Below are 17,208 nucleotides of genomic sequence, written 5' to 3' on the forward strand. Positions count from 1 at the left end.
CGGCCGCCCGCACGGAGCCGGCGGGCACGATCATCAACCGCATCGAGCGCTGCATGCCGGACAGCGTCCGGTGCGTGGGCGTGGCCGTGGTCAGCGACGGGTACGGATCGGGTAAACCGGTACCCTGACCCGATGTCCGCACGCCCCTCGCACGTCCTCGGCGCCGTCGCCGTGGGCGGGTCCGCGGGCAGCGCCGCCCGGTACGGGGTGGCGCAGCTGCTGCCGCACGACGCCCAGGCGGGCGTGCCATGGGCGACCATCGCCGTGAACGCGACAGGATGCCTGCTCATCGGGGTTTTGGTAGTCGTCGTCGAGGGCCGGCACCCGCTGCTGCGGCCGCTGCTCGGGGTGGGGGTGCTGGGCGGGTTCACGACGTTCTCCACCTACACCGTCGACGCCGTCGTCCTCGCCTCCCGGGGTGCCGCCTGGACCGCGGCCGCCTACGTCGCCGGGACGCTGGTCACCGCGATGGCGGCCGTGTCCCTCGGTGTGTGGTCCGCCCGCCGCCTGACGAGGCGTCCCGCATGACGCTGCTGCTGGTGCTGATCGGCGGGGCGGTCGGGGCGCCCGCCCGGTACCTCACCGAACGGGCGCTCAAGGACCGCTCACCCCTGGGGACGCTGATCGTCAACGTCTTCGGCAGCGCGCTGCTCGGGGCGTTGATCGGCGCCGGCGACGCGCTGCCCGCCACCGTGAGGACCCTGGTGGGCACGGGGTTCTGCGGCGCGTTGACGACGTACAGCACGTTCAGCCTGGAGACGCTGCGCCTCGTCGAGGAGGGCCGGCCGCGGCGGGCGGCCGCGTACGTGACGGCGAGCCTGGTGCTGGGACTCGCCGCCGCGACGGCCGGCTACACACTGACGCAGACGCTGCGGTAGCAGCCGGCCGCGCCGGCGCTCGTAAAGCTACCGCGGACGGTGCTGGAGCAGGCGGAACAGGGTCAGCCACTGCTCGGGCCAGACCAGCCCGACGGGCGTGTCCGGGTCGAGCCGCAGCGCCCGGAACGCACCCGAGACGCGGCGCGGGTCGTACCGGCGACACAGCGACGCATGCAGCGAGCCGCCGACCCCGCTGAACCCGAGCTCCACGAACCCCGCGTAGCCGCGGGCCGGCGCGAGCGGCGAAGGACGGCGGGTCAGCCGCAGGATGCCGCCGTCGACCCGGGGCACGGGCCGGAACGCCCCACGAGGCACCCGCCCCACGAGCCGCCAGTCCCACCACGGCCAGGTCGCGATCGTGAGGCGGCTCCAGCGGCCGTAGTCGCCGGTGCGTTTGCGGGCGTACTCCAGCTGGGTGAGCAGCGTCGCGCCGGTCAGCCCGGGAGCGTGCAGGCACCAGTCGACGACGGCGGACGTCAGCGCGTACGGGATGTTGCCGACGACCGCGAACGGTGCCGCCGGCGGCCGCGCGGCGAGGAAGTCCGCGACCCGGACGGTGACGCCGTCGCGGGCCGGCAGGGCCGCCGTCAGGGCCGCCGTCAGGGCCGCCGCCAGGTCCGGGTCGACCTCGTAGGCGATCACCCGGCGGCACCGTTCGGCGAGCGCGACGGTGAGGTGCCCGCGGCCCGCCCCGACCTCGACGACGAGCGTGGACGGGTCGAGCCCGGCGGCGTCGACGAGCCGGTGGATCGCGGTGGGTGCGGTGAGCAGGTTCTGGCCGTACACGCGACGGCTGCGAGAATGAGCGGATGGCGCCATGACCGTGGTCCCGTCTGCCGCCCCGACGAAGGGCGGCGAACACGGACAGGCGGCATCGCGGCCCGTCCGTTTCCGAAGATGGACTCGGAGGGCCCTGGCGCGACTCGGGTGGCGACGCTCTACAAGGTGTGCGTCACACCTGGCGGACCAGGGCGCGACGCCGGGCGCGCAGGCGCATGGCCGGCACGGCCGACATCGCGGCCGCCGCGAGGAGAGCATGCGTCATGGTCATCGCCGCAACATATCCGAGCCGCCCACCCCGGTGCACGCGGTTTTCGCCGGCACCGGCAGCGCACATGCAGCCGGCCCCGGCAGCGCACGCAGCAGGTGCCGGCGGTTACAGGCGGCCCGCTTCGGTGATGCGCTGCAGGAACTGGCGGGTGCGGGGTTCGCGCGGGGCGCCGAACACCTGCTCCGGCGGGCCTTCCTCGACGACGACACCGCCGTCGAGGAAGCAGACCCGGTCGGCGACCTGCCGGGCGAAGCTCATCTCGTGGGTGGCGATCACCATCGTGACGCCGTCGGTCTTCAGGTCGCGGATGAGGGCGAGGACCTCCCCCACCAGCTCCGGGTCGAGGGCGGAGGTGACCTCGTCGAGCAGCAGCAGCCGCGGGTCGTTGACGAGGGCACGGACGATCGCGACCCGCTGCTGCTGGCCGCCGGAGAGCCGGTCGGGGTAGGCGCGGGCCTTGCCGGCGAGACCGACCCGCTCCAGCAGCGCGAGGGCCTTCGCCTCGGCTTCCCGCGCCGGCAGCTTGTGGACGTGCCGCGGGGCGAGCGTCACGTTGTCCAGGACGCTCAGGTGCGGGAACAGGTTGAACGCCTGGAAGACGATGCCGATGCGGCGGCGGACCTTGTCCGGGTCGGCGCGCGGGTCGGTGATGTCGGCACCGTCGAGGTGGATGGTGCCGTCGTCGACCTGTTCGAGGAGGTTGACGCAGCGCAGCAGCGTCGACTTGCCGGAGCCGGAGGCGCCGATGAGCGCGACGACCTCGTGCTCGGCGACGTCGAGGGACACCCCGCGCAGCACCGGATTGCCGTTGAACAACTTGTGCACGCCGTTGATGGACAGCAGGGTCACAGCCGGTTGTCTCCTGACTGGCGGCGGGCGGCACGCAGCGTGACCCAGTCGGTGACCGCGACGACGGGGATCGCCAGCAGCACGAACAGGACCCCGGCGACGACGTACGGGGTGTAGTTGTAGGACCCGGCGGTCTCGATCTGCGCGGCCCGGATCGCGTCGATCGGCCCCGCCAGGGAGATCAGCCCGACGTCCTTCTGCATCGCAACCAGGTCGTTGAGCAGCGGCGGCGCGACCCGCCGCACCGCCTGCGGCAGCACCACGTGCCGCATCGTCTGCCGGTAGTTGAGGCCGAGGGACCGGGCCGCGGCCCGCTGCGACGGGTGCACCGACTCGATGCCGGCGCGGAACACCTCGGCGATGTAGCCGCCGTACGTGAGCACGATCGCGATCCCGCCGAGCACGAGCACCGACGGGGTGCCGCTCAGCCGCAGCCCCGGCACCCCGAACGCGAACAGGTACAGCGTCACGATCAGCGGCAGCCCGCGGAACGTGTACGTGTAGCCGGCGGCGAGCGCCCGCAACGGGAAGAACACCGCGGGCCGGACGGTGCGCAGGGTGGCGATACCGAGGCCGAGCAGCACCGCCGCGACCGCGCAGACGACGAGCAGCCGCACGTTGAGCCACAGGCCACGCAGCACCGCCGGCAACGAGTCGCGGGCGGCGTCCACCGACAGGAAGCTGGCACGGAACCGGTCCCAGCCGGGCGCGCCGGTGACCGCCGCGTACAGCAGAACCCCGACGACCAGCGTGGACACGGCCGCGACCGCCACCGACAGGATCGTCTGCCGGCGGCGGTACGCGTCCCGTTCCAGCTGCAACGGGCTGGGCTTGAACGTCATCAGCCGAGCTTCGGCGCGCCCTGCACCGACGACAACCACTTGTCGGTCAGCGTCTTGAGGGTGCCGTCGCCGCGCAACGCGTCGACGGCCTGGCTGACGCAGCCGGTCAGCGACGAACCCTTGTCGAGCACGAGACCGAACTGCTCCGGGGTGCCCGACGGCTGCGGCAGCTGCCCGACGATCTGCGCGTCGGTGATCTCGGCGCCGGTGATGTAGAACGCCGTCGGCAGGTCCACGACGAGCCCGTCGATCTGCCCGTTCTGCAGGGCCTTCTTCGCGTCGTCGTTGTTGTTGTACACCTGCGGCTGCGCCGACGGCTGCACCACCTCGGTGATCGAACGGTAGCTGGTGGTGCCGACCTGCGCGCCGAGCTTGGCACCCTTCAGGTCAGCGACGCTCTTCGCACCGGCGATCTTCGAGGTCTTCAACGCGATGACGGTCTGCGTCACGTCGTAGTACGGGGCGGAGAAGTCGACGGCCTGCTTGCGCTCGTCGGTGATGGAGAACTCGTTGACGTCGAAGTCGAACGTCTTCTTGCCTGGGGCGATCGCGTTGTTGAACGTGACCCGGGTCCACACGACCTGGTCCTTGCTGTAGCCGAGCTTGGTGGCGACGGCGTACGCGACCGCGGACTCGAAGCCCTCACCGGACTCGGGCTTGTTGTCCTTGAACCACGGCTCGTAGACGGGTTCGTCGGTCGCGATCGTGAGCTTGCCCGCGGCGACCGTCTTGAGGTTCGCCGGGTCACAGGTCGCTGTGCCGGGGCTGGCGCCGCTCGAGGCGGCCGGGGATGCAGTGTCGTCGTCGGCCGGTGCGCAGCCGGCAGCGGCGGCGAGGGCCGCGGTGAGACCCGCGGCGAGGAGGAGGGTCCTGGAGCGCATGGCGGCGATCGTACCCACCTGACCGGTAGGAAATGGATCTACCGTGTGTCGGATCACGGCAACGGCGTGGCCCGGCGCGGCATCAGCAGCACCGCGCCGGCACCGAGGACCGCGACGCAGGCCAGGGCGATGAACACGTGGTGTGTCGCCGCATACAGGCTGCCCCGCGCGTACTCCAGGACCGCCGGCTGGGTGTCCTTCCCCTTCAGCACCACGTCGGTCGCGTCGGCGCCGCCGAGCCGCTCCCGCACACCGGGCGGCGCGGCCGCGAACCGGCGGTCGAGGGTCGTGTTGGCGATCGCGCCGAACACCGCCCCGCCGACGGCGCTGCCGATCGACCGGAAGAACATGTTCGTGCCGGTGACCACACCCCGCCGGTCCCAGCCGACCACCGACTGCAGCGCGACGAGCGTCGGGCTCGACGTCAGCCCGAGCCCGACGCCGATGACGAAACAGGCGACCGTCAGCCAGCCGATGCCGGTGTACCGGCCGAGCACCGCACACATGACGCTCCCGGCGACGATGACCGCGCCACCCGCCAGGGACGTGTCACGGAACCCGATACGCAGGTAGACCTGGCCGGAGAGGGTCGCGGCGATCGGCCAGCCCAGCGACATCGCCGCGACGACGAACCCGGCGCCGACGGCGCTCGCCCCCAGCACACCCTGCGCGAAGCTCGGCACGAACGACGTGAGCCCGATCAGCAACGCGCCGACGACCAGCGCGACGAGGTTGCCGCCGACGAGGATCCGGTGCCGGAACACCCACAGCGGCAGGACCGGCTCGGCGGCCCGGCGCTCCACGAACCAGAACGCGACCATGAGCACGGCACCACCGGAGAAGATCGCCACGCTCGGCACCGACGTCCACGCCCACGTGATGCCGCCCTCCAGCGTGCCGAGGATCAGCAGCGTGCAGCCCGCGACCAGCAGCGACGCGCCCAGGTAGTCGATGCGGTGCTGGCGCCGCTCGACGCGCTCCTTGAGGTTGCGCACGAGCATCCACACGGCGGCCAGCCCGACCGGGATGTTCACGAAGAAGATCCACCGCCACGACAGGTAGTCCGCGAACACCCCACCGATCGCCGGACCGATCACCGACGACACGCCCCACACCCCGGCGACGTACCCCTGGACCCTGGCCCGCTCCTCCACCGTGTACAGGTCACCGATGATCGTCATGCTCATCGGCTGGATCGCGCCGGCGCCGACACCCTGCACCGCCCGGAACACGATCAGCGTCAGCATGCTCCACGCGAACCCGCACAGCACCGACCCGACCAGGAACGCGGCGATCCCGGCGAACATCACCGGGCGGCGGCCGACGACGTCCGCCAGCTTCCCGTACAGCGGCGTCGTCACCGCCGCGGTCAACAGGTACACCGAGAACAGCCACGGGAACTGCGAGAACCCGCCGAGGTCCCGGACGACGGACGGCACGGCGGTCGCGATGATCGTGCTGTCGAGCGCGACGAGCCCGGTGGTCAGCATCACCGAGGCCAGGACCGGTCCACGCTCCGAGCGCAGGCCCACCGCCGTCCGGGGCGTGAAAGTGGCGTCGACCATGCACACACCTTACGACCGGCGGGCGGCTCCGGCGCTGTATGCCGTCGCGTGGCCCGCCGGTCACAAGGTCCGTCTCTATGCGACGCTCACTGGCTCCGGTGCGGTGATCCTGGCCCGCTCGATGACCCGCAGACCGGCGAACGCCATCACCGCCAGCATCGGCAGGGTCCCCACCGCCGGGAGGATCGGCGTGTCGTACGGCATGAGCAGCAGCCCGGCGTAACCCAGGACGATCCCGGCGAGGGACCACCAGCCGATCACACCGGCCCGCGCCAACCCGACGAACGTCAGCAGCAGCGCCAGCGACACCAGCGGGCCCGGGCTGAACGCCAGCTGCTGCGCGGGGTGCGCCAGCACCTTGTCCGACAGCGCCACCGCCTGCTCGACCGGCAGGTTCCGGCCGATCTCCATGTGGAACCAGTCCGACAGCAGCGCCCCGGACATCTCGGTCAGGAACAGCGCCCCGAGCAGCGCCCCGACGAGCGTCATGACGTTGCCGCGACGGCCCCGCACGAGCAGCGGCAGCGCCAGCAGCCCGACGCCCATCAGCAGGTTGCCGTAGTGCAGCAGCAGCGCCGACAGCTGCGTCTGGAACGGGTCGGCGGCCAACGACTGCAGGTAGGAGGCCTTGTCGTCGCCGGTGCTCGGCGGGGACGTGGCAAGGCCGGCGAAGAAGAGGACAGCACCGGCGATCAGCGACGTGCCGGCGGCGTATGGAAGGACCCGGTGGGCCGTGGTTGCGTGTTCGTTCATGCCGCAAACGCTATGGTCCGACCCTCCCCACGGTCTGCTGTCCGGCGTCTCGACCCGCGTCCGCCGCGCGACGGACACGACACCGTCAACCTGTCCGCCGCACGGCCGACCCGGGGCCCTGAACTGCGGCAATAGGATCAACCCATGCACCGCACGCTCGCGCGCCGGGCCGCCCTCCTCCCCTGGGCCGCCGCCGTCACCCTCGCGGTCATCGGCGTCGCCGAGATCCTCCTCGACAGCGCGTTCTCCGCAGCGCCGGCCGTGCCCGCCGCCGCGCTCGCCACCGTCGTCGCCGGCACCGCCCTCGCCGGCCGGTTCCCGATCGCAGGCTCCGCCGTCGTCGCCGCCGCGTTCCCGGTCGCGGTCGCCGGCGGGCTCAACGGCCCCACCGGCGCCGCCGTCCTCGGGTTCTTCCTCGCCCCCGGCTGGGCCGGCTACCAGCGGGCGGTCTCCTGGCCACCAGATACTTCGCGGCCGTCCCGGTTCTGGTCGGCCGGCTCCTGGCCCGCGCCCCTCGCCGCGCAGCTCATGGCGAGCCTCGGCACGTGGATCGCCGGCCGCGCCGCCGGATCCACGGTCGGCGGGCTCGCCGCCATGGCCTGGGAGAACCTGTTCTTCGGCCTGCTCTGCTGGGGCGCCTGGGGCGTCGGCCTGCTCGCCCGCCGGCTACAGGACCGCGCCGAACTCCTCGCCCGGCTCACCACCGCCCTCGACGCCGAACGCGACGCCCGCGAGCACGCGATCGTCGCCGAGGAACGGCAACGGATCGCCCGCGACATGCACGACGCCGTCGCCCACTCGATCAGCGTCATGGTCCTGCAGCTCGGCGCCGTCCGCGCCACCCTCCCGGCCGGCACACCACAGGCGGAGATGCTGCAGGGCGTCGAACGGCTCGGCCGCGAATCCGTCCGCGAGCTGCACACCCTCGTCGGCATCCTCCGCGACACACCCGACCTGCTCGTCGCCCAGCCGTCCATCGCCCGCGCCGAGGAACTGGTCGCGCAGCTGCGCGCCGCCGGGCTGCCCGTCGAGCTGACCGTCGACGGCGACCTCACCGGCGTCCCCCGCGCCCAGGACATCTCCGCCTACCGGGTCCTGCAGGAGGCGCTGACCAACGTCCTGCGCCACGCCGGCACCGCCGCGACCAGCGTCCACCTGCACCGCGCAACGGACCGCCTCACGCTCACGGTCGACAACGTCCTGCCCTCCACCGCCCCTTCCGCCCCCGCCCTTACCTCCCCTGCCCCTTCCTCCCCCGCCTCGGACGGCGGCGGGCACGGACTCATCGGGATGCGCGAACGGATCGCCGTCTTCTCCGGCACCCTCACCGTCGGCGCGCGACCCGGCGGGTTCACCGTCCGGGCGTCGTTCCCCCTCGGTACCGCGTCATGATCCGCGTCGTGGTCGTCGACGACGAAGCGATGATCCGCGCCGGGCTGCGCATGCTCCTGGACCACCAGCCCGACATCGAGGTCGTCGGCGAGGCCGCCGACGGGGTCCGCGCCCTCGACGAGGTCCGCCGCACCAACCCCGACGTCGTCCTCCTCGACGTCCGCATGCCCCACGGCGACGGCATCGAGGCCGCCGGCCACATCCTCGCCGCCGGCCCGACCAAGGTGATCATCCTGACCACCTTCGACGACGACGAGGCCGTCCGCCGGGCGCTGCGGCTCGGGGTCAGCGGCTTCCTGCTCAAGGTCGCCCCACCCGAGCAGCTCGTCCACGCCGTCCGGACCGTCGCCGCCGGCCAGGCGCTGCTCGACCCCGCCGTGACGCTGCGGGTCATCGCCTCCTACGCCGCCTCCCCCGTCGCCGACCCACGCGCCGCCGCGCAGCTCGCCACGCTCACCGAACGCGAGGTCGACGTGCTGCGGCTCGTCGCCCGCGGCCGCTCCAACGCGGAGATCGCCGCATCGCTGTTCCTCGGCGAGGCGACCGTGAAGACGTACGTCTCCCGCATGCTCACCAAGCTCGACCTCCGCGACCGCGTCCAGGCCGTGGCGTTCGCCTACGAAAGCGGCCTGATCCGCCCCGGCGCCGCCTCATGACCCACCCCGGCGCACCACCCCCGCCTCGTACGCGAACACGACGATCTGCACGCGATCCCGCAGCCTTGCTGTTTCAGCAAGCACCATTGCGGATCGCGCCAGAGCGACGGACGCTCGTGGCATGGACAACGACTACGACGTAGTGATCATCGGCGGCGGCGCGGCCGGCCTGAGCGCCGCGCTCACCCTGTCCCGGGCCCGCCGCCGGGTGCTGGTCATCGACGCCGGCGAACCCCGTAACGCCCCCGCCGGCCACGTGCACAACTACCTCGGCCGGGAGAGCACGCCGCCGGCGGAGCTGTTGTCGATCGGACGGGCCGAGGTTCACCAGTACGGTGGCGAAATCCGCGACGGCGTCGTCACCGCCGTCACCGGTGCGTCGCCGAAGTTCGCCGTCGAAACGGCGGACGGCCGGACCGTGTCGGCGCGGCGGATCCTTGCCACGACCGGCCTCGTCGACGAGCTGCCGGACATCCCGGGCCTCGCCGAGCACTGGGGCAGCCGGGTGCTGCACTGCCCGTACTGCCACGGCTGGGAGGTCAGGGACCGGCCGGTCGCCGTCCTCGCCACCACCGGCATGGCGGCTCACCAGGCGCTGCTGTGGCGGCAGTGGACCCCGCAGGTCACGCTGCTGCGGCACACCGCCCCCGCCCCGACCCCGGACGAGGTCGCGCGGCTGGACCGGCGCGGGATCCGGATCGTCGAGGGCGAGGTCGTCTCGTACGGCGCGGACGGCGCCCACCTGGCGGACGGCACCATCGTGCCGGTCGAGGCCCTGGTCGCGATGGGACGGGTCACGGCACGCGCCGCGTTCCTCGAGCCGCTGGGACTGGCACCTGCCGCCTTCGAGGCGCACGGCGTGCCGCTGGGCACGCACCTCCCCTCCGGTCCCGCCGGAACCACCAGCGTCCCCGGGGTCTACCTGGCGGGCAACGTCACCGAGCCGATGGCCACGGTCATCGCCTCGGCCGCCGCCGGCGTCAGCACCGCCGGTCTGATCAACATGGATCTGGTACTGGAGGACGCGGCGTGATCCGCGCTCGTTGAGGGTCTGCCCCGGCTGCGACTGGCGGCCGGGGTCACGTCGCGTTACGCTTCCTAGGACACTAGGTTCCAGTGTCTGGCATCGGACGGGGGTTACGGTGTGGCGGTGACCGCTGCGAATGAGGAGCGCGACGGCGTCGCGCTGACGAACCTCGACCAGACCCTGTTCGACGAGGCGGGAGCGACCAAGCGCGACCTGGTCGACTATCTCGACGCCGTCCGTTCGCAGATCATCCCGGCGCTGACGGGGCGTCCGCTGTCGGTGGTGCGGGTGCTGCGCGGCCAGGCGCCCTTCATGCAGAAGAACCTGCCGAAGTACACGCCCGACTGGGTGCCCCGGGTGACCGTCTGGGCCGAGTCGTCCAAGCGCAACGTCACCTACGGGCTGTGCGAGGACCGGCGGACCCTGCTGTGGTTCGCCAACCAGCGCTCCATCGAGTTCCACCCGCTGCTGTCGAAGGCACCCGACTTCGCGCACACCACCCACATGATCCTCGACCTGGACCCGCCGGCGCCGGACGCGTTCGGGCTCGCGGTCGGCGCGGCCAGGCTGATCCGGGCCGTGCTCACCGACCTCGGCATGGACAGCGTGGTGAAGACGAGCGGCGCCAAGGGCCTGCACGTGTTCGTGCCCATCGACGCCCACGCGCCGATGGAGGACATCGCCGCCGCCACCCGCGCGGTCGCCGCCCGCGCCGCCCGGCTCGACCCGTCCCTCGCCACGACCGCCTTCATCCGCGAGGACCGCGAGGGCAAGGTCTTCCTCGACCCGACGAGGGTCGGCGGCGCGACGGTCGCCGCCGCATACAGTCCACGGCTGCGCCCCGGCACGCCGGTCTCCTTCCCGGTCGCCTGGGACGACCTCGACGACGTCTCGCCGGCCGACTTCACCGTCCACACCGTGCCCGCCCTCCTCGCCGGCGCCGACCCGTGGGCCGAGCGGATGCCACCCCCGCAACGACTCGACGCCGCCCTGATCGAGGAAGGCCACACGATCCCCGTGCCACGCGTGCAGGCGATGCACGAAGGAAAACGCCGCGCCAAGGCCAAGCGCGAAGCCACGGTGGAGCCCTGATGCCGATCGTCGTCGACGCGCCGCGCGAGGACTGGGCGGCCCAGGGCCTCGCGCTCGCCGCCCGCCTCCTGCACGACCTGGCCCCGCACGCCGCCGCCGTCGAGCACATCGGCAGCACGTCGATCCCGGGCATGCCCGCCAAGCCGGTCCTCGACCTGCAGGTCAGCGTGGCCGACCTCGACGCGCCGCTGGACGCCCCGCTGCAGGCCCTGGGCCTGTCCCGCATGCCGTTCGAGCGCGACCACGTGCCCGCCGGCCTGACCGACGACCCGGCCCGATGGACCAAGCGGATGTGGTCCGGCCCCGGCATCAACCTGCACGTCCGGCGCACCGGCTCCCCGAACGAACGCCTGGCCCTGCTCTTCCGCGACTGGTTCCGCGCCCACCCCGCCGCCGTCCCGGCCTACGGCGCCTTCAAGTCCGCCCTCGCCGACGCCCTCTCCGGCATCCCCGACGCCCTCGGCGTCTACAGCGACGTCAAGGACCCGGTCGTCGACCTCGTCATCGTCGCAGCGGAGGAGTGGGCCGCCGCCACCGGCTGGTCAGCACACAACACCCACCAGCCATGAGCCCAGCCCCGCGGCCCTGAGCCGACCCTCTCCGCGCGCCCATGCCCACCAGCCAACCCGACACGACGCCATCCGCGTATTGCTGAGGGCTCGGATCGCTGAGCCGGGCACGCCGCTGCGGAACCGGCCACTCCGAGCGTCAGGTCGGGGCGGGCTGGCCGAAGTCGGGCGTGCACTTCGGCAGGTTCTTCTGCATGAATGGCGGCCGGCCCCGCAGCACCCGCACCACTGCCAGCGGACGCCCTGTCAGCGCCGGGATGACCTGCGAACGGACGGCGTCGAGGTCGTCGACCAGGTCGCGATGACCGTCGTGCCCGGGCAGACCAGTTGTCGAGCGTTGTCGTCAGCAACCCTCCACGTACATTGCGGGACTCGGGGCGAAGGTCAGGGCTCACCCTGGCGGGCTGGTGTCCGTCAGCTGAAGTCTGACGGTGTGAAGGCGCGGGGCTCGACTAAGACCAGCCAGTTGCCGGTGATGTCGCGCATGACGGCCTCTACGCCATACGGGCGGTCGGAGGGCTCCTGCAGGAACGTGACCCCCTTCGCGGACAGCTCCTCGAACGTCTTGTGACAGTCGTCGACGCGAAGGCCGAGCGCGCCCATCTGACCCTTCTCCAGCTGGCGGCGGACGAATGCGGCGGCCTCCTCGTCGAGCGGCGGGCCGGGGAGCATGAGGGTCACCTCCAGCTCCGGCTGGCTCGGGTGGCCGATCGTCAGCCAGCGGTAACCTTCACCCAACGTGACGTCGGTGCGGACCTCGAAACCGAGCACGTCGACGTAGAAGTCGCGGGCTTTGTCCTGGTCGAGGCAGTACAGCGTGACAAGCGAAACGTTCGAGATCATGCGGACAACGTTACTGACCGTCAGCTTCGGGGTGCTTCTCCAGAATTGCGCGTCAGCACGCCGTTCATGAACAGGAAGCATCCCGGGACGTGGGGTTTGCCGAGCGCCGCCCAGCGGTCCCGATAGGCGGTCGGGCTCTCGCCCACGATCGCGGTGAACTTGGACGAGAACGAGCCGAGGCTGCTGAAGCCGACCAGCATGCAGATCTCGGTGACGGTCAGGTTGGCGGAGCGCAGCAGGTCCTGGGCGCGCTCGATCCGGCGGCGGGTCAGGTAACGCATGGGCGTCTCGCCATACGCCGACTCGAAGCTGCGCACGAAGTGGTACTTGGAGACGCACGCGACAGCGGCGACGGCGTCGAGGTCGAGGGGCTCGCGATAGTGCCGGTCGAGATGGTCCCGGGCACGGCGTAGATGCGGTAGGAGCTGCACGGGCACCACCCTGGCGGTCGTCATGCCAGCACCATAACGGCAGCATCGAGTCCCATGACCCTACGTATTCACATGCCTCCGTTCCGTTAGAGGGGATGTGAATCATGCCCGGATTCGGCTACGTTGGCCGGGCAACGCGTTTTGCCGTTTGTTGTAAGGAGCGTTCAACGTGCCCCGACGCAGGTCCGTGGTCACGCTGCTGATCGCCTCGATGCTCGCCCTCACGGCGTGCGGGTCGGACAAGAAGCAGGACCACCAGGCCGCCCGGCCCGCCACCGGCGCCCCTTCCGCGACGGCGTCCGCAGACCCCTCCCCGACGGCCGACGTGTCGCCGTCGGCGGGCCCGTCCGCCTCGAAGTCACCGGCCGGGAAGCCGTCGCCGAAGGCGAGCGCGTCGACGGTGAAGGGGCCCGAGGGCACATTCGTGATCCGCCCGCCGGGCTCCGGTCACGGCGCCGCCGGCTCGCAGAGCCGCACCGGGACGACCGCGGTCGCGTTGACGTTCGACGACGGGCCCGACCCGGTGAACACCCCGAAGATCCTCGACCTGCTGCGGGACAACGGCGTCAAGGCCACCTTCTGCCTGGTCGGCTTCCGCGCCCGGGACAACCCGGCCCTGGTGCGGCGGATCGCCGACGAGGGGCACACCCTGTGCAACCACTCGTGGCAGCACCTGACCAATCTCGCGAAGAAGGATCCCGGCTACATCGACTGGGACCTCAAGCGCACCAACGAGGCCATCCACGCCGCCGCCCCCGGCGCCCCGATCAAGTACTTCCGTGCGCCCGGCGGCAACTTCACCCCCGGCCTGATCGCGAAGGCGAAGGACCTCGGGATGGCGTCGATCTACTGGGACGTCGACCCCGCGGACTGGAACCACACGAAGGACTCCGACGACGCCGCCCACATCAGGCGGGTCATCGCCGACGTGAAGCAGCACGTCCGGCAGGGCTCGATCGTGCTGTCCCACGACAACAAGCAGCCCGACACGATCATCGCGTACCAGACGCTGCTGCCGTTCCTGAAGCAGTACTTCACGCTCGAGGCGCTCTGAGCACCTGATGCAGCACCGTGTCGACGAGCGCCCCGCCGGTCACGGTCGCGGTCATGTAGGTGGCGTACGGCTGGCGCCTGCGGTCCGTCGGTGAGCCCGGGTTGAGCAGTCGCAGGCCGGCGGGTGTGACGGTGTCCCACGGGATGTGCGAGTGGCCGAAGACGAGCAGGTCCCGGCCCGGGAAGCGGGCGTCGCAGCGCTGCTCGCGGCCGGTCGCCGGGCCGGTCTCGTGCACGACGGCGACCCGGAGCCCGTCGAGGTCGACGTCGGCGACCTCGGGCAGCCTGGCCCGCAGCGCCGGGCCGTCGTTGTTGCCGTACACACCGATCAGCCGCGCGCACCGGGCCTCGAACCGGTCCAGGAACGGCTCGTCGACCCAGTCGCCGGCGTGGATGACGACGTCGGCGGCCTCGACCGCCGCCCACAGCTGGGCCGGCAGGTCACGCGCCCGCTGCGGTACATGGGTGTCGGCGACCAGCACGAGCCTCATCACGCCGACGCTACCGGGCGCATGAAAAAGCACCCCGGAGGTCCGGGGTGCTTCCCATGACGGACTTACGCCTTGGTGACGACCGTTCCGACGATCTTGTCGCCCAGCGTCTGCTTCTTGGCGTCCCAGAGCGGGAAGAGCCAGCCGATGTAGCAGATGATGCTGTCGACGACGTGGGCGATGTCCCGCAGGAACGCCATGCCCGCACCGATCGGCTGGCCGGTCTGCTCCTTGACCAGGTACAGGCCCAGCGCCTTCTTGCCGAGGCTCTGGCCCTTGCCGCCGAGGATCCAGCGGTTGTACACGATGTAGCCGAAGCCGAGCAGCGCGAACACGAAGTAGATCGGGCCGAGCGTGCCGTCGTCGTTGCGGCCGACGCCGGCGCCGATGCCGAACAGGAGCCAGGCGGGGATGTAGTCGACGATGAAGGCGCCGACCCGCACGGGCCACGTTGCGAGGTTCATGGAACTCCTTGGACGAGAAATGTGGGGGTACTGCAACACGTTCCGGCTCAGGAGAACCCGAGCCGGTGCAACTGGAAGGCCCAGCTCATGGCTGCCGCCACGAGCATGACCCAGCCCATGCGCGATCGGGCCCTGCCGGACCACGGCACCGGGGCGCCGACCACGCCGAACTGGCGCAGCAGCAGCAGCGGTGCCGTCACGGCGGTCACCGCCGCTACGCCCAGGATGGCCGGGTTCGCCGCCGCCGAGGCCACGACGTGTCCGTGCACCAGCTCGACCGCGGCGGTGGTCAGACCGCAGGCCGGGCACGGGACGCCGGTGAAGGTCCGCAGCAGACACGGCGCACCGAGACCGGTGGATGCCGTGAACATCGGCCACAATGCCGCGGCCACCGCGATACCGGCGCCGAGGGCGCCGATACGTTCGGGGACGGACAGCTGCTTGCGCACGTGACCTGCTCGATCGACGGTATAGGACCGCGATCGTATGGCACGGGATCAGGCCATCACCACCCCGTTAGCTCATCCGAACGACCGACATCTACGCCGAAGGCGGCTACATGAGTCGTCAGATATCAGTACATAAGCGGATGTAACGGGCGGAGACGCAATGATAACGATACGAAATATTTGCCCGATGGACGCGTGTCAGGGTGCTCGGGTGATCCGGCATGCACCCCGGCATGACATCCGTCATGGGGTCGCGGGTGACGCCGGACAGATCCGCCGGGGTGGATGCCCGGCGATGCTTCTGGCATGACGAACGCAGCAGTCCAGTTGACCGGCCTCACGAAACGGTTCGGTGCCCTCACCGCCGTGGACGGGCTGGATCTCACGATCCGACGCGGCGAGGTCGTCGCGCTCCTCGGCCCGAACGGTGCGGGCAAGTCCACGACGATCGACATGCTGCTCGGCCTCCTGCGCCCCGACGAGGGCACGGTCCTGCTCGACGGGCAGTCCCCGGCGAAGGCGATCGCGAAGGGCACCGTCGGCGCGCTGCTGCAGAGCGGCGGCCTGCTGCCGGACCTCACCGCGGGCGAGACGGTGCGCCTCACCGCCGCCCTGCAGCAGCGGTCGCGTCCGGTGCCGGAGGTCCTCGAACGCGCGGGGGTCGCCGAGTTCGCCAACCAGCGCGTCGGCGGCCTCTCCGGCGGGCAGCAGCAGCGCATCCGCTTCGCGATGGCCCTCGTCGCCGACCCCGACCTGCTGGTCCTCGACGAGCCGACGACCGGCATGGACGTCGAGACCCGTCGCGGGTTCTGGACGACGATGCGGCAGGAGACAGCACAGGGGCGCACGGTGCTCTTCGCGACCCACTACCTCGACGAGGCCGACGCCTACGCCGACCGCATCGTGCTCCTGCGCTCCGGCCAGGTCATCGCCGACGGCACCGCCGCACAGATCAAGGCGGCCGTGACCGGCCGGACGATCCGCGCCACCCTCCCCGGCGCCGACCTCGTCGGCCTCGCCGCCCTGCCGGGCGTCGACCGGGTCGAGACCCGCGGCGACGTCGTCATGCTGCACTGCGACGACTCCGACACCGCCCTGCGGTCCCTGCTCAACTCCACCGACGCGCGCGACGTCGAAGTCACCGCGCGCAACCTCGAAGACGCCTTCATCGCCCTCACCGCCGCCGGGAGCAGCAAGTGAACACGACCTACCTCCGCATGGAGATCGTCCGTCTCGTCCGTAACAAGCGCGTCGTCATCTTCTCGATGCTCATGCCGGCCCTGCTCCTGCTCATCATCGGCGGCGTCTCCGTCGGCGGCGACGCCGACGCCAAGAAGTACGTCATGGTCAGCATGGCCCTCTTCGGCGCCATGACGGCCGCCCTCACCAGCGGCAGCACCATCGCCGTCGAGCGCGGCCTCGGCTGGAACCGCACCCTGCGCCTCACGCCCCTGTCCCCCGGCGGGTACGTCACCAACAAGGTCATCGTCGCGCTGCTCGTCGCCATCCCACCGGCCCTCGTCACGTTCCTCGTCGGCGCCCTGGGCCTGCACATCAGGCTCACCGCGACCGAGTGGGTGCTGTGCTTCGTCGGCGCCTGGCTGTCCGCGCTGCCCTTCGCCGCGCTCGGCGTCGTCATCGGCTACCTCGCGAAGCCCGACGGCGTCCAGCAGGTCACCGCGCTGCTCAACCTGACCCTCGCCGCATTCGGCGGGCTCTGGGTGCCGGTCTCGCTCATGCCGGGCTTCATGCAGCAGATCGCGAAGCTGACCCCGTCCTACTGGACCGGGCAGGTCGCCCGCAGCCCGCTCGACCACGGCCACATCGACGTCCAGGCCATCCTCGTCCTCGGCGGCTGGACGCTCGTGCTGGCGCTCGTCGCGCTGCGCCGGTTCCGCGTCGACACCGCCCGCGCCTGAGTC

21 protein-coding genes and 1 pseudogene are annotated in these 17,208 nt (G+C 71.5%); 10 read left to right on the forward strand and 12 right to left on the reverse strand.

The window, feature by feature from the left end; translation table 11 throughout:
* The first annotated feature begins 132 nt into the window (after window positions 1-132).
* Window positions 133-528, forward strand: coding sequence for a fluoride efflux transporter FluC (locus tag ACQEVZ_RS11765; RefSeq protein ID WP_433365252.1), 396 nt, complete (start codon window positions 133-135; stop codon window positions 526-528).
* A complete protein-coding gene (gene crcB / locus ACQEVZ_RS11770; RefSeq protein ID WP_344504322.1) occupies window positions 525-878 on the forward strand; it encodes a fluoride efflux transporter CrcB in 354 nt (117 codons plus the stop codon). The genes ACQEVZ_RS11765 and crcB overlap by 4 nt, the downstream gene beginning before the upstream one ends.
* A gap of 27 nt (window positions 879-905) precedes the next feature.
* On the opposite strand, the gene erm is transcribed toward crcB, so the two are convergent.
* The 6 genes from erm to ACQEVZ_RS11800 form a co-directional block, all read right to left on the reverse strand.
* Window positions 906-1,697 carry an ErmE/ErmH/ErmO/ErmR family 23S rRNA (adenine(2058)-N(6))-methyltransferase gene (gene erm / locus ACQEVZ_RS11775; protein WP_433365256.1) on the reverse strand — a complete coding sequence of 264 codons (792 nt, stop codon included), beginning with the start codon at window positions 1,695-1,697 and terminating at the stop codon, window positions 906-908.
* A gap of 337 nt (window positions 1,698-2,034) precedes the next feature.
* On the reverse strand, window positions 2,035-2,778 hold the full coding sequence (locus ACQEVZ_RS11780) for an amino acid ABC transporter ATP-binding protein (RefSeq protein WP_433365259.1): 744 nt from the start codon (window positions 2,776-2,778) through the stop codon (window positions 2,035-2,037).
* Window positions 2,775-3,620 (reverse strand): amino acid ABC transporter permease, encoded by an 846-nt coding sequence (locus tag ACQEVZ_RS11785; RefSeq protein WP_344504320.1) that lies wholly within the window; start codon window positions 3,618-3,620, stop codon window positions 2,775-2,777. The genes ACQEVZ_RS11780 and ACQEVZ_RS11785 overlap by 4 nt, the downstream gene beginning before the upstream one ends.
* Complete coding sequence (locus tag ACQEVZ_RS11790) at window positions 3,620-4,501, reverse strand: ABC transporter substrate-binding protein (protein ID WP_433365263.1); 882 nt, start codon at window positions 4,499-4,501, stop codon at window positions 3,620-3,622. Before ACQEVZ_RS11790 ends, ACQEVZ_RS11785 begins: the two co-directional genes overlap by 1 nt.
* A gap of 53 nt (window positions 4,502-4,554) precedes the next feature.
* Window positions 4,555-6,066 (reverse strand): MDR family MFS transporter, encoded by a 1,512-nt coding sequence (locus ACQEVZ_RS11795; protein WP_344504318.1) that lies wholly within the window; start codon window positions 6,064-6,066, stop codon window positions 4,555-4,557.
* Between the two features lie 75 nt (window positions 6,067-6,141).
* Window positions 6,142-6,819: a hypothetical protein gene (locus tag ACQEVZ_RS11800; RefSeq protein WP_433365267.1), complete on the reverse strand. Its 678-nt coding sequence runs from the start codon at window positions 6,817-6,819 to the stop codon at window positions 6,142-6,144.
* 144 nt (window positions 6,820-6,963) lie between these two features.
* On the opposite strand from ACQEVZ_RS11800, the gene ACQEVZ_RS11805 reads away from it, so the two are divergent.
* The 5 genes from ACQEVZ_RS11805 (at window position 6,964) to ACQEVZ_RS11825 (ending at window position 11,555) form a co-directional block, all read left to right on the forward strand.
* A complete protein-coding gene (locus ACQEVZ_RS11805; RefSeq protein ID WP_433365270.1) occupies window positions 6,964-8,211 on the forward strand; it encodes a sensor histidine kinase in 1,248 nt (415 codons plus the stop codon).
* Window positions 8,208-8,867, forward strand: coding sequence for a response regulator (locus tag ACQEVZ_RS11810; protein ID WP_433365273.1), 660 nt, complete (start codon window positions 8,208-8,210; stop codon window positions 8,865-8,867). Before ACQEVZ_RS11805 ends, ACQEVZ_RS11810 begins: the two co-directional genes overlap by 4 nt.
* A 121-nt stretch (window positions 8,868-8,988) precedes the next feature.
* Window positions 8,989-9,900, forward strand: a complete 912-nt coding sequence (locus ACQEVZ_RS11815) for an NAD(P)/FAD-dependent oxidoreductase (protein WP_433365276.1) — start codon at window positions 8,989-8,991, stop codon at window positions 9,898-9,900.
* A gap of 117 nt (window positions 9,901-10,017) precedes the next feature.
* Window positions 10,018-10,986, forward strand: a complete 969-nt coding sequence (locus ACQEVZ_RS11820) for a DNA polymerase domain-containing protein (RefSeq protein WP_433365279.1) — start codon at window positions 10,018-10,020, stop codon at window positions 10,984-10,986.
* On the forward strand, window positions 10,986-11,555 hold the full coding sequence (locus ACQEVZ_RS11825) for a GrpB family protein (protein WP_433365282.1): 570 nt from the start codon (window positions 10,986-10,988) through the stop codon (window positions 11,553-11,555). Before ACQEVZ_RS11820 ends, ACQEVZ_RS11825 begins: the two co-directional genes overlap by 1 nt.
* A 160-nt stretch (window positions 11,556-11,715) precedes the next feature.
* On the opposite strand, the pseudogene ACQEVZ_RS11830 reads toward ACQEVZ_RS11825, so the two are convergent.
* From ACQEVZ_RS11830 to ACQEVZ_RS11840, 3 genes and pseudogenes are all read right to left on the reverse strand, one after another.
* Window positions 11,716-11,856 (reverse strand): annotated as a pseudogene (locus tag ACQEVZ_RS11830) (ATP-dependent DNA ligase); the annotation flags it as partial.
* Window positions 11,857-11,969: 113 nt separating this feature from the next.
* On the reverse strand, window positions 11,970-12,398 hold the full coding sequence (locus ACQEVZ_RS11835) for a VOC family protein (protein ID WP_344504307.1): 429 nt from the start codon (window positions 12,396-12,398) through the stop codon (window positions 11,970-11,972).
* A gap of 20 nt (window positions 12,399-12,418) precedes the next feature.
* Window positions 12,419-12,853 (reverse strand): helix-turn-helix domain-containing protein, encoded by a 435-nt coding sequence (locus tag ACQEVZ_RS11840; protein WP_433365286.1) that lies wholly within the window; start codon window positions 12,851-12,853, stop codon window positions 12,419-12,421.
* 145 nt (window positions 12,854-12,998) lie between these two features.
* On the opposite strand from ACQEVZ_RS11840, the gene ACQEVZ_RS11845 reads away from it, so the two are divergent.
* Window positions 12,999-13,883, forward strand: a complete 885-nt coding sequence (locus tag ACQEVZ_RS11845) for a polysaccharide deacetylase family protein (protein ID WP_344504305.1) — start codon at window positions 12,999-13,001, stop codon at window positions 13,881-13,883.
* Here ACQEVZ_RS11845 and ACQEVZ_RS11850 read toward each other — a convergent pair.
* The 3 genes from ACQEVZ_RS11850 to ACQEVZ_RS11860 form a co-directional block, all read right to left on the reverse strand.
* Window positions 13,864-14,373, reverse strand: a complete 510-nt coding sequence (locus ACQEVZ_RS11850) for a metallophosphoesterase family protein (protein ID WP_344504304.1) — start codon at window positions 14,371-14,373, stop codon at window positions 13,864-13,866. The genes ACQEVZ_RS11845 and ACQEVZ_RS11850 overlap by 20 nt on opposite strands.
* Window positions 14,374-14,438: 65 nt before the next feature.
* The gene (locus ACQEVZ_RS11855) at window positions 14,439-14,837 is read right to left on the reverse strand and encodes an RDD family protein (protein WP_363416734.1); all 399 of its coding nucleotides are present in this window, start codon (window positions 14,835-14,837) and stop codon (window positions 14,439-14,441) included.
* Window positions 14,838-14,884: 47 nt separating this feature from the next.
* Window positions 14,885-15,286, reverse strand: a complete 402-nt coding sequence (locus tag ACQEVZ_RS11860; RefSeq protein ID WP_433365291.1) for a DUF2752 domain-containing protein — start codon at window positions 15,284-15,286, stop codon at window positions 14,885-14,887.
* 306 nt (window positions 15,287-15,592) lie between these two features.
* Between ACQEVZ_RS11860 and ACQEVZ_RS11865 the strand changes: the two genes are divergently transcribed.
* Together ACQEVZ_RS11865 and ACQEVZ_RS11870 are read left to right on the forward strand one after the other, a co-directional pair.
* Complete coding sequence (locus ACQEVZ_RS11865; protein WP_344504301.1) at window positions 15,593-16,486, forward strand: ABC transporter ATP-binding protein; 894 nt, start codon at window positions 15,593-15,595, stop codon at window positions 16,484-16,486.
* Complete coding sequence (locus tag ACQEVZ_RS11870; RefSeq protein WP_433365295.1) at window positions 16,483-17,205, forward strand: ABC transporter permease; 723 nt, start codon at window positions 16,483-16,485, stop codon at window positions 17,203-17,205. The genes ACQEVZ_RS11865 and ACQEVZ_RS11870 overlap by 4 nt, the downstream gene beginning before the upstream one ends.
* The last annotated feature ends 3 nt before the right edge of the window (window positions 17,206-17,208 follow it).

It is taken from the genome of Dactylosporangium sp. CA-152071 (assembly GCF_050936335.1).
GTDB lineage: Bacteria > Actinomycetota > Actinomycetes > Mycobacteriales > Micromonosporaceae > Dactylosporangium > Dactylosporangium maewongense.